Source organism: Chitinophaga sp. NPDC101104 (assembly GCF_050277495.1).
GTDB lineage: Bacteria > Bacteroidota > Bacteroidia > Chitinophagales > Chitinophagaceae > Chitinophaga.
Genome location: NZ_JBNNSF010000005.1, coordinates 33,619 through 46,174, shown reverse-complemented (window position 1 = coordinate 46,174; position 12,556 = coordinate 33,619). Strand labels below are relative to the sequence as shown.

At 54.0% G+C, this 12,556-nt stretch carries 8 protein-coding genes; 5 read left to right on the top strand and 3 right to left on the bottom strand.

Features of this window, described 5'->3' with window-relative positions:
- The 4 genes from murC to ftsZ all read left to right on the top strand — a co-directional run bounded on the left by murC (position 1) and on the right by ftsZ (position 5,682).
- A complete protein-coding gene (murC, locus tag ACQKLP_RS25460; RefSeq protein ID WP_427325939.1) occupies positions 1-1,359 on the top strand; it encodes a UDP-N-acetylmuramate--L-alanine ligase in 1,359 nt (452 codons plus the stop codon).
- 16 nt (positions 1,360-1,375) lie between these two features.
- The gene (locus tag ACQKLP_RS25455; RefSeq protein WP_427325937.1) at positions 1,376-2,428 is read left to right on the top strand and encodes a cell division protein FtsQ/DivIB; all 1,053 of its coding nucleotides are present in this window, start codon (positions 1,376-1,378) and stop codon (positions 2,426-2,428) included.
- Between the two features lie 15 nt (positions 2,429-2,443).
- Entirely contained in the window at positions 2,444-3,853 is a 1,410-nt protein-coding gene (ftsA, locus tag ACQKLP_RS25450) for a cell division protein FtsA (protein WP_427325935.1), read from the top strand.
- A gap of 107 nt (positions 3,854-3,960) precedes the next feature.
- The gene (gene ftsZ, locus ACQKLP_RS25445; RefSeq protein ID WP_427325933.1) at positions 3,961-5,682 is read left to right on the top strand and encodes a cell division protein FtsZ; all 1,722 of its coding nucleotides are present in this window, start codon (positions 3,961-3,963) and stop codon (positions 5,680-5,682) included.
- A gap of 98 nt (positions 5,683-5,780) precedes the next feature.
- Here the strand turns inward: ftsZ and ACQKLP_RS25440 are convergent, their stop codons facing one another.
- From ACQKLP_RS25440 to ACQKLP_RS25430, 3 genes are all read right to left on the bottom strand, one after another.
- Positions 5,781-7,520, bottom strand: coding sequence for a glycoside hydrolase domain-containing protein (locus ACQKLP_RS25440; RefSeq protein ID WP_427325931.1), 1,740 nt, complete (start codon positions 7,518-7,520; stop codon positions 5,781-5,783).
- A gap of 64 nt (positions 7,521-7,584) precedes the next feature.
- On the bottom strand, positions 7,585-9,552 hold the full coding sequence (locus ACQKLP_RS25435) for a KUP/HAK/KT family potassium transporter (protein WP_427325929.1): 1,968 nt from the start codon (positions 9,550-9,552) through the stop codon (positions 7,585-7,587).
- A 200-nt stretch (positions 9,553-9,752) separates the two neighbouring features.
- Entirely contained in the window at positions 9,753-11,306 is a 1,554-nt protein-coding gene (locus tag ACQKLP_RS25430) for an OmpA family protein (protein WP_427325928.1), read from the bottom strand.
- Between the two features lie 236 nt (positions 11,307-11,542).
- On the opposite strand from ACQKLP_RS25430, the gene ACQKLP_RS25425 reads away from it, so the two are divergent.
- Entirely contained in the window at positions 11,543-12,508 is a 966-nt protein-coding gene (locus ACQKLP_RS25425; RefSeq protein WP_427325927.1) for a polyprenyl synthetase family protein, read from the top strand.
- Positions 12,509-12,556: the final 48 nt, after the last annotated feature.

Genomic DNA, 12,556 nt, shown 5'->3' with positions numbered 1-12,556 from the left:
ATGGATTTGAACAACTTACATAGGATCTATTTTGTAGGCATCGGAGGCATCGGCATGTCGGCCATCGCCCGCTACTTCAACGAAAAAGGAGTGGCCGTGAGCGGATATGACCGTACTTCCACCCAACTCACGCAACAACTCGAAGCGGAAGGCATCCGCATTCATTATACCGACGACGTTTCACAACTCGACCGCGAAGCGCAGCTCGTGGTGTTTACACCCGCGATCCCCGCTACCATGTCCGAGCTCGTGTTCTACCGCGAAAACGGGTACGAAGTGGTAAAGCGCAGCGACGTGCTCCAGGAGATCACCCGCTCACTGTTCGCCATCACCGTGGCAGGCACCCATGGCAAAACGACCGTTTCCACCATGATCGCCCACCTGCTGCGCGACGCCGGCTACGGCTGCAACGCCTTCCTCGGCGGCGTAAGCGCCAACTACGGAAAAAATTTCTGGTCGAGCGAAAAGCCCGTGGCCGTCATCGAAGCGGACGAATACGACCGCTCCTTCCTGAAACTGAGCCCGGACATCGCCGTGCTCACCGCCATGGACCCCGACCATCTCGACATCTACGGCACCGCCGAAGAAGTAGAGAAAGCCTTCATCCAGTATTCCGCCAACATCAAACCCAACGGTACCCTGCTGGCGAAACATGGCCTGCACCGCGCATCGGAGCTGAAGGGAGACAACAAATTGTCTTACAGCCTGCAAAACGACGCGGCCGATATCTACGCCACCAACATCCGGCTGGACGATGGCGGGTATGAATTCGACGTGGTGCAGCAGGATTGGATGATCGATAACGTGCAGCTGCGCATCGGCGGCATGCACAACGTGGAAAACGCCGTGGCCGCTATCGCAGTGGCGCATATCCTCGGGATCCCGAATGAAAAAATCCGCAGTGCGGTAGCCTCCTTCAAAGGCATCCGCCGGCGGTTCGAATACCTGGTGAAGCACGACCGGCATGTGTATATCGACGATTACGCGCATCATCCCGAAGAACTGCGGGCCCTCATCACGAGCGCCAAAACGTTGTTCAGGGGTAAAAAATGCACCGTGATCTTCCAGCCGCACCTCTTTTCCCGCACGCGCGATTTCGCGGACGGGTTCGGGGAGACACTGTCGCTGGCCGACGAAGTGATTCTGCTGCCCATCTATCCCGCGCGGGAACTGCCGATCGACGGCGTTACCACGCAGATGATCGCAGACAGGATCAAAGGACCGGATGTGCATATTATGGACAGGAACGCGGTGCCCGACTGGATAAAAGCACATCCGGCCGAACTGCTGATCACCGCCGGGGCCGGCGATATCGACCTGCTGCGGGAACCTTTGACGGACATTATTAACAAACAATAAAAGGAATTCATTCATCATGCAACCTAAAACCAAAACGGCCATGAAGCGCATCGCGACCGTCCTCCTCTGGGGAGGCGCGCTCACGGGCTTTGTCGTTTTGCTGGCGGCGGCGGTGAATGACAAGAACGACACCAAGTGCAAGGGCATCCGCGTTACGCTGAAGGGCGACGACAGGAATGCGTTCGTAGACGTGAAGGATGTGAAGGCGATCATTACGGGCGACAAATCCCTCAATCCCACGAACAAGCCCATCAGCGAAGTGGACCTCGCGCAACTGGAGAAGATCGTGGAAAGGGACCCCTGGATCCGGTCGGCCCAATTGTTCATCGACAACAACGATCTGCTGCAGGTGGAAGTGGAACAGCGGGATCCCCTCGCCCGGGTGTTCACTTTTTCCGGCAACAGCTTCTACCTCGATGCCGACGGCGAGCGCATCCCGGTTTCGGACAGGTTCTCCGCCCGGGTGCCCGTGTTCACCAACTTCCCAGCAGACGCGCAAAAGCTGCGGAAGGAAGACAGCCTGCTTTACGCGCAAATGCGCGACATGGCGGCGTACATCGCGGCAGACACTTTCTGGAACGCGCAGGTGGAACAGGTGGTGATCACCGAAGACCGCAGGTTCGAGTTCATCCCGAAACTCGGCGACCATGTGGTTTATTTCGGGGACGGCACCGATGTAGCCAACAAATTCGACCGGCTGCTTGTCTTTTACAGGGAAGGACTGAGCAAAGCAGGCTGGAACACATACACGCGGCTGAACGTAGCGTTCAAAGACCAGGTGATCGGAACGAGAAGGGATGGAAAGAGCGCGCCGCCGCCGCCGATGTATAAGGATTCGTCGGCCGCAGACATCGCGGTAACAGACGACGACGCAGCGGTAGTAGCGCCCGTGGCCCCGGTAACGGCGGCAGCAGCGCCCAGGCCCGCGGAAAAGAAGCCGGAGAAAAAAGTGGAAAGGAAACAGGAGAAGCCGGCAGCCAAACCCCAAAAACAAACGCCGAAGCCCGCAAGCGCCGAAAGGCAGCCGAGGGCGGTATATCAGAAACCTAATCAACGTAATCGCAACTAAAAACAATAAAGAACCATGAATCAGGAAGCTCCCATCATTGTAGGTCTCGACATTGGAACCACGAAGATAGCAGCCATCGCAGGAAGGAAGAATGAATACGGGAAATTGGAAATCCTCGGATTCGGGAAAGCCCCATCTTTCGGTGTACAGCACGGTATGGTGCTGAATATCGATCAGACCATCAAGGCCATCAGACAGGCATTGGAGAACTGCTATGCGTCTAACCCCAACCTCGAGATCAACGAGGTATATGTGGGTATCGCAGGCCATCATATCAAAAGTTTGCAGACCCGCGGAGACATCGTCCGGAACGACACCGACGCTGAAATCTCCCAGAAAGACATTGACCAGCTGATCAACGATCAGTATAAAACGGTCATCCCTGCCAGCGACCAGATCATTGACGTGATCCCGCAGCAGTACATCGTGGACGCCCTGCAGAACATCACTTATCCCATCGGGATGAGCGGTGTGAAAGTGGGCGCGAATTTCCACATCATTACCGGCGACAAGAACGCCATCCGCAACATCAACCGCAGCGTGGAGAAATCCGGTCTCCGTATTAAGGACCTGGTGCTCCAGCCCCTGGCATCCGCGGCAGCCGTTATGTGCGACATGGATTTCGAAGCCGGCGTTGCGATCGTAGACATTGGTGGTGGTACCACCGACCTGGCCGTTTTCTACGAAGGCGTCCTGAAACATACCGCCGTGATCCCGTATGGCGGTGAAAATATCACCAACGACATCAAGAACGGCCTTGGCGTGCTCAAGACGCAGGCGGAGCAGATGAAGGTGCAGTTCGGTTACGCCCTTGCGGACGAAGCCAAGAACAACGCCTACATCACCATCCCCGGATTGCGCGGCCAAAGCCCGAAAGAGATCTCCGTGAAAAACCTGGCCCATATCATCCAGGCGCGCATGAGCGAGATCCTCGATTTCGTGGTGTACCATCTGAAACAGATCGGCATGGACAACAAGATGCTCAACGGCGGCATCATTCTGACCGGCGGCGGTTCCCAGCTGAAACACCTCATCCAGCTGACGGAATACACTACCGGCGTGAGCGCCCGCATCGGTTACCCCAACGAGCACCTCGCCAGCGGGCATACCGACGAGCTGACCAAACCCATGTACGCCACCTGCGTAGGGCTCATTCTCAAAGGCTACAACGACTATGAGAACGATCGCCGCGCGCTGGAGGAGAATTACGTGAAAATCAACACCAGCTACTTCGCGAAGGAAAGAGTGGCCCGCCAGGCCGAAGCCGGAGACGAGTGGATGGAAGAAGAAGCAGAGGAAGAAACGGCAGACGCACGGCAAGACCGTAAGTCGCGCGAGCGCAATGCCTCCCTCAAAGGTTTCCTGGACAGGATGAAAACAAAGATCATCGACATGTTCACGGAAGAAGAAGACGCCAAACTGTAAAGGTTTCGGCTTGATTGTTGCGATTCATATACATTCATATAAAAACGATCAGCGTAACGTAGGATACGGTACACCACTAATACTAACCCATATAAAGAGCTAGAGTCATGATACATTTTGATCTTCCAAAGGAAAAATCCTCCATCATCAAGGTGATAGGCATTGGTGGCGGAGGAAGCAATGCGGTGAACCACATGTTCAGTCAGAACATTGAGGGTGTGAATTTCATTATTTGCAATACCGACGCACAGGCGATTGCAAACAGCCCCGTACCCAACAAGGTACAGCTGGGCCCGCATTTGACGCAGGGACTCGGAGCCGGCGCCAATCCCCGGATCGGCGAACAGGCTACGGAAGAATCATTCGAAGAAATTAAAAAAATACTGGAGGTGAACACCAAAATGGCGTTCATCACCGCCGGTATGGGCGGCGGCACCGGCACCGGCGGCGCTCCCATCATCGCCAAAATATGCAAGGAACTGGGCATCCTTACCGTGGGCATCGTCACCACACCCTTCTCTTACGAAGGTAAAAAGAGAATGATCCAGGCCGAAGAAGGCATCAACCGCCTCAAGGATTATGTGGACACACTGCTGATCATTTCCAACGACAAGCTCCGTCAGAAATTCGGCGACCTCAAATTCAAGGCCGCCTTCGAAAAAGCGGATAACGTGCTCGCCACCGCGGCAAAATGTATCACAGACGTTATCAACTCCACCGGCCAGATCAATGTCGATTTCGCCGATGTTTGCACCGTTATGCGCAATGGCGGCGTAGCCATCCTCGGATCGGCCATCGCCGAAGGCGAAAACCGTGCACAGGCCGCGATCGAAGATGCACTGACTTCCCCGCTCCTGAACGACAACGATATCAAAGGCGCCAAATGGATCCTGATCAATATCTCCTCTTCCGAAGGCGAATTCGAGCACACGCTCGATGAAATGGACATCATCCAGGCCTACGTACAGAGCATGGCAGGCGAAGATTGCGACGTGATCCTCGGTGTTGGCTACGATCAAAGCCTCCAGCGCAACCTGGGCGTTACCATCATCGCCACCGGCTTTGAGCAGAACCCCATCCGCCAGGCCAAATCGCAACAGCCGGCCGCTACGACCGAAAAACAGGAAGAACCCAAGATCGTCATGACCCTCGGCGGCGAAAACGAAGAAAAGAAAATGCACAACCAGGGCATGCTCTTCTCCGACGACGAGCCCGAGATCATCGACATCATGGCGCCCCGCCTCGTGGAGCCCACCGTTACCCACCCGGCCAGCGCAGCTTCCTTCATGCCCCCCGCTCCGCAGCAACCTGAACGCGAGACCTACACGCTCAACATCGAGCCCGTAGAGCCCCCCGCCCCGCAGGCACAAGCCGCTCCGCAGCCCCAGCCCGTTCAGCAGAAACCCGCTACCAACGCAGGTTCCGGAGGCTACCTCAACCGTCCTTCCAACATCTACGTGGAACCGGTGAGCAGCAATAACATCCAGCAGCAGGAAGAAATGAAAATGGTGTACCGGGAAGACGCCAACAACGCACCCGTTCCTCCCCCGCAGCCCCAGGCGCTGCACGACGACCAGGCAGAAGAACAACGGAAGAAGCAGCTGGAACGCGTAGCCAAACTGCGCAGCATCAGCTTCAACGTGAAAAATATGGATAACAACACCGAAATCGAGAACATTCCCGCGTACCTCCGCCGGAACATCGATCTCGACAACGGCGCCGGTTCCGCCGAGCATTTCTACTCCAGCTACACAGTTGGCCAGAACGGCGAAAACCAGGCAGAGATCAACACGATCAATACCTTTCTCGACGGGAAAAAGCCCGATTGATGAATTTTAAGATGATATTAGTTTGATTGTTTTTTAGTTGTGTTAAAAAAAAATCCTCCGATTCCTCGGAGGATTTTTTTATGCTTCATATCGATCGCTTACAAGCTGTTGATCACGGCAGCAGCGGCTTTCACCATATCTTCCGCCTTCTTCTGCTTCAGCCGGTTCCATTCGAAAGTTTTCAGCACTTTTTCCAGTTGCGGCCCCTTCCCTTCCTTCTTCAGGATCTGGATCTTCTCATACGCCTGGATGCCTTCCGCCAGCCGCTCGAAACGGATCGAGGAACGGCCGCCGGGGTAAACGAGGTAAGTATCTCCGGCAGCCCAGGTGCGGAAACGCGAATCGCGGAGCGGATCTTTCACCCAGCAATTGTACGCCCAGCGGAGATAGCCCTTGTAATCCTTGCCTGCGGCGTAATATCCCAGCCACGCGGATTCTGCGGGGGGCGAGAAGGTAAAGGTATTCGGAAAACCTTCTGTGCAGCAGGTGTAATAAGTAGTCGGCCAGTTTTTGGCAAAGCGCATGGCACGCTCTTCCGGCGTGAAATCCTGTCCGATGGCGATGCAATAATCATAGATATCGTTCACCAGTTCTTTGTGGTAATTACCCGCCAACGACACCTTGAAATCCTTGTCCACACTGCGGATGAGCTTAATGGCGGCCTGCATGGCCTCCATGGGGCGCTCGTCCATCGCGATGCAGGTGATATCGAACCAGCCTTTCTGTTTCAGGTGTTTGGCGAAATCGGCGAGCATGGGGCGCCAGTGTGCGTCGTATTCGGCGGAGCCCGGCTTGGCCACGATGTGGGTCATTTTGCCGGTGGCTTCTTCGTAATAGTAGAATTTCAGGTTCCAAGGGATCATGCTGTAACAGGCGATCTGCTTGGTGACGCCGCATTCCATCATGAATTCCACCCATTTGTCGAATTCGGTATAATCGTACGTCCAGGAGCCGTCGCGCTTTTTGGTCCATTTGACCATATCGCCGTAAATATCTTCGGTCTGGCTGTTCCAGGGGTCGTAAATGATGCTGGCGGTGATCACTTTCTGCCCGATGCCCGCCAATTGGGTCATATAGGGCCGCATGGCGTCGAAATGCTCCTTGCTGAAGGGTTTTACGTTATGGTAGCGGGAAATCGCATAGGGGCTCTGCCAGAGGTCCAGGTGGTATTGCCAGTCTTTGGCCTCGGGGAGCGTGCGGGCATTTACGGTAACGTCGTACCTGAGGGTTTTGATCGACACGCCCTTGTTGTTTTTTACCGTCACCGTGCCTTTGTACACACCTGCAGCCGTCCCGGCCGGCACTTTGATGCTGAGCCATACCGGCTGGGTGGAATTGGCGGCGATGTTGATGGAAGTTTTATTATCGATGACGTCTGCCACGAGGGAAGAATCGAATTCTTCGGGCTTGCGGTAACCGCAGCCGCCGCCTTCGCTGTTCAGCTCATCGGTCATCACATAACGCAGAAACCCGGTGGAAACGGCGCTGGCGGGGATGGTATTGCCTTTCCCGTCTGATAGCGCGGATTTGGACACCGTAACGCCGGGCTGGGCCTGCGTGGTGTAAATAACGAACTGGGTGTGGATTTTCTCGTTCTTCCAGGCGTGGGCGCTCCAGGAAGTGGCCAGGCTTCCGGATTCGGGGGCATAGAGCTTGTCGTACCGGAGGTCTGCACTGCCGAACTGGACGTGCGTTCCGGGGCGGATGGCGCTCCAGGCCGCGGGGTCTGCCTTGCGCCAGTCCTTCAGCTCCGAATAATCGGAATTAATACCGGCCTGGCCGAATGCCGTCAGGGAAGCGGCCACGAAGATACCCGTGGCGAGTAGTTGTCTTATCATAAATGACGAATTGCGTAAAGGTGAAGCTCACAATATACTGCTCGCTTCCCATCCCTGCAAACCGTCAATCATCAAATCTTTGCCGGTCGGCCACCCTTTTGAGTTGCAGATTGGTAACCGGGGCCACTACCAGCGGGAATTTCTCGATGGTCACGTAGCTGGAATCCAGCCCGAAACCGCGCTCTTCCGACAGCCCGATCTTTTTCAGCATAAAGTAGATCCGCATGATGATCCGTTCGTGCAGCGGCAGGTCGTTATCGTGGGAAAGGAATTTTTCCATGACGATAAACTGGAAATCCCCTACCACATTGTTTTTGCTGAGCGATTCGTACCGGCTGGTGATATTTACTTCCTTGTTGCGCACCATGTCTTCCACCACCATTCTGAACATCAGGTTGATCCGTTGTTCCACCCTGAACCCGAGCCGGAATTCGACGCGGATCACTTCGTTGGGGATGATGGTCTGCACGGTGTATTCGCTCATGTAAGGCTCGTCCACCACGTCTACGTGCACAAACCAGTAAATATCGGCGCGTTTGGGCTTTTTATTGAGGACGGAGTAAATGATCTTATGCTCGATCTCCTTCGGGTTGTCTGCACTGCTCATGTAAACGAGGTGCGTGGCGTATTTGGGGATGGAAGAATCGTTGCTGAGCTCCTGCAGGATGGGCAGGTAATCTTCCAGCCTGACGAATTCCACGTACCGGTTCTTGATCTTGCGCGAGCGGTACCAGGCGTACATCACGAGGAAGAGCGCACCGCCTACGATCACCGTCACGTAACCGCCATGCGTGAATTTCTGCAGGTTGGCGAGGAGGAATGAGAACTCGATGGTGAGGTATACGGCGAGATACAGCCCTATCCACCAGAGCTTTACCCGGCGGGTGTAGAGGTAAAACGCGAAGAGGCACGACGTCATCAACATACACAGCGTGATCGACAGCCCGTATGCCGCTTCCATGGCCGATGATTCCTTGAAGATCAGCACGATACCGCTACAGCCGACAAACAGCAGGAGGTTGATGCCGGGGATATATAACTGACCGCGTTGCTCGGTCGGGTAGTTGATTTTGAGTTTGGGCCAGAGGTTGAGGCGCATGGCTTCCGAGATCAGGGTAAAGGAGCCTGAAATGAGGGCTTGCGATGCGATAACGGAGGCGATGGTGGCGATCAGTACGCCGAAGATCACGAACCCTTCCGGCATGATGAGGAAGAACGGGTTTTCGCCGTTGAGTTTCTGACCGGTTTGGGTGAGGAGCCAGGCGCCCTGGCCCAGGTAGTTGAGGATGAGGGAGATCTTCACCCATATCCAGGATACGCGGATGTTGCCGCGGCCCACGTGACCCAGGTCCGAATAGAGGGCCTCTGCCCCCGTGGTACAGAGGAAAACGGCCCCCAGCAGCAAAAAGCCGTGCGGGTAGAGGGTGAGCAGTTTAACGCCGTAGTAGGGATTGAATGCCTTGAGCACGGAAAGATCGTCTGCGATGTGCATGATGCCGAGGATGGCGAGCATGCCGAACCAGATGACCATGATAGGGCCGAACAGTTTGCCGATGGACATGGTGCCGAACTGCTGCATGAAGAACAGGCCGGAGATGATCAGGAGTACGATCTTCACGATGGTCATGGTGTCGAGGTCCTTGAACACGGGCAGCGTCCGCAGACCTTCTACGGCGGAAGTAACGGTGATGGGCGGCGTAATGATCCCGTCTGCCAGGAGCGCCGCACCTCCTATCATGCCGAATATGACGGTCCATTTACCGTGCCGCCTGACGAGGGCATATAGTGAAAAGATGCCGCCTTCACCCTTGTTATCCGCCTTGAGGGTGAGGATAACGTACTTTACGGTTGTTTGCAGGGTGAGTGTCCAGATAATGCAGGAAATGCCACCTATGACCAGCAGCTCGCTGATTTCATTGGACCCGACAATGGCTTTGAATACGTAGAGCGGAGAAGTACCGATATCGCCGTAGATGATACCCAGTGCCACGATGATGCCGGCAAGGGTAGCTTTATTGAAGTTTTTTACCACGCTAAAAACGATATGAAGTTTAGGCGAGTCAAATGTAGTGATAAATAATCAGGATTTGCAAGAAGTAAAAAACGCGTTGTAAATAAAACGGGGATGGGGGCCCGGGGGTTCACGGAAGTAAAAAAATTAACGGGGAACGGCCATAAAAAAAGGGCTGCCTGGTGAGGCAGCCCTTTTCGTTATTTTACCTTGGCGAGGTATTAGTTAGCGGGATTCAGGTCCACGGTACCAGCGTCGCCAGGAGTGTTTTGTTTGATGAAACGGCCGCGGTCGATGCCTTGCTTGTCAGCCAGGTAGTCGATCACTGCGTCTACGCGACGGCTGCTCAGGTCAACACCACCTTTTTTGCCTTTGGCACCAGCGTGGCCGGTAACCAGGATGTTGCAGGAGGGGTTGGAACGGAGGGTGTTAGCCACGCTGCTCAGGATAGCTTCGTTTTCAGAGGAAACTTTTGTAGAAGAACCTTTGAAAGATACGCTGGGGAATACCAGGCTAGCGCAGGAAGTTTGAACACGGTCTTTGCAGCACTCAGGATCCGGGCATTTGCCTACACCGTCAGCGTCAACAGGCTGGCAGTAAGTCGGAGTGATGAGTTGTTTGTCTTTGTAGTCAGGAACGCCGTCACCGTCGGTATCTTTAGCTACACCGTGAACGTCAACAGGTGCACCCTGGGGAGTGTTGGGTTCGCGGTCGAACTGATCGGTTACGCCGTCGCCATCAGCATCAGGCAGTACGGGAGCCGGCAGTTTCATACGACGGGGGCTGTTGAGCTCGTTGTAGGCGAAATCCAGCGGGTTAACCCACCAGAGGGGTTCTACGCGTTTGCTGGCGTTACCGAGGTTGAAGTTCAGGCGAACAGAGGTGTAAGAGAAGAAGTCTTTGGTTTGATCAGAATGACCAGGAGTGTAACCATCCAGGTAGTTATCAAAGGGCAGCGTCAATTTCTCTTCAACGCCAATGTTAAAGCGTTTGGATACTTTGAAAGCGATACCGGTACCAACGTTCAACGCGTGACGGAGCAATTGGTTGTCGTCTTTACGGCCGATTTGAACACGGTTGCCCTGTGCGGGTGCGTTTTGCTCATATTTGCGGTCGTAGAAGTCTTTCAAATCTTTACGGATGTCTTTCTTCTTGCGGCCGAAGTCGATAGAAGAATAGTTGTAAGCTGAACCTTGTTCATTCAGTGCGTCAACATCTACGTCAGCGAGCATCAGACCGTAACCACCGAGTACATACCAGTTAACTTTAGGCTGCGCCTTGTAGAACAGGATGTTGCTCAGGGAAGCGATGAAGTCCAGAGAGAGCTGGTGAGTCGCTGTTTTGTAGTTGGGAACGATTTTACCGCCATTAGCAGCGGCAGTTGCGCCCCAAGGGTTTAAACCATCTGCACCAACTACAGATGACTTCAGCTGATAATCCAGACCGTAGTCGAAAGATCCGGTATATTCAGCTCTCAGAGAGAACGTGTGACCGAGTGCTTTTCTCAGCGAGATACCGCCACCGAAACCGGGAAGAGCGGAAACATCACCTTGAATGAAGTGGTAGCCACCGTGGAAACCCAGTTCCCACATGCTACGGGGTTTTGCGGGGTAATCAGACTGGTTGTTTCTGAAGCTGTTGAATTGCGCCATATTCTTAGCCGAAACTTTCGAGGAGTCCAGGGCATCATATGAGGGCTTAACCTGCGCAAAACCAGGAGATGCAGCCAGAGCGGACATTGCACCTGCCAGTAGTAAGTACTTTTTGCTTGCCATAATTGTTTTTTATTTAAAAACTGTTAAAGATTTTACAATTAACGCGTTTTTTACCAAGCAAAGGTAAAAATCCTAAATGAATATACAAATTTTTCTTGCGATTTTATTTGCATTGATAACTGCTTCAATATTAAACGCTAATTTAAGGAACATCCAGGTAATGCATACAAATTCGGGGCCAAATTTGCAAAATGTCCGATTTTAGGCCTAGCTTAGCGTACCTTTTTATTAATAGCATGGAGGAAATTAAACAACTGATTGGGAAGGAATTACACGATTTCGAAGGAAAGTTTGCAGACGCCGTAAAAAGCCATGTTCCCCTGCTGGACCGGATCATGCACTATATCGTAAAACGAAAGGGCAAACAGATCCGGCCCATGTTCGTGCTCCTCTCCGCACGGCTGTTCGCCGACACCATCAATGAAAACACCTACCGCGCCGCCGCGCTGGTAGAACTCCTGCATACCGCCACACTCGTTCATGACGACGTGGTCGACGATTCCCTCGAACGCCGCGGCTTCTTCTCCATCAACGCACTGTGGAAGAACAAGATAGCCGTTCTCGTCGGCGATTACCTCCTCTCCAAAGGCCTCCTCCTTTCCGTCACCAACAAGGAATTCCGCAGCCTCGAAATCCTCTCGCAGGCCGTGAAGGAAATGTCGGAAGGAGAGCTCCTACAGATCGAAAAAACCCGCAAGCTCGACATCAAGGAAGATATATACTTCGAGATCATCCGCCGCAAAACCGCCTCCCTCCTCGCCTCCGCCTGCGCCGCCGGCGCATGGAGCACCACGGCCGACGACCAGGTGACCGAACAAATGCGCCTATTCGGCGAAAAAGTCGGCGTCGCATTCCAGATCAAGGACGATCTCTTCGATTACGGCACCGCCAACATCGGCAAACCCACCGGCATCGATATCCGGGAAAAGAAAATGACCCTTCCCCTCATCTACACCCTCCAGCACGCATCCCCCGAAAACCGGCGGAAAATTATCAATATTGTGAAAAACCATAATAAAGATAAGGACCGCGTAGCCGAAGTCATCGCCATGGTCAACGAATCCGGCGGCATCGACTACACCCGCGAAAAAATGTTCCAGTACCGCGACGAAGCCCTCGCCATCCTCCACACCTTCCCGGACAACGACATCCGCAAAGGCCTGGAATCCCTCGTCAGGTTCACCACCGATCGCAAATTCTAGTCCCCCTTCCTCCTTTTTTCGGAGAATTTCCCGCATTTGGCAGAAATA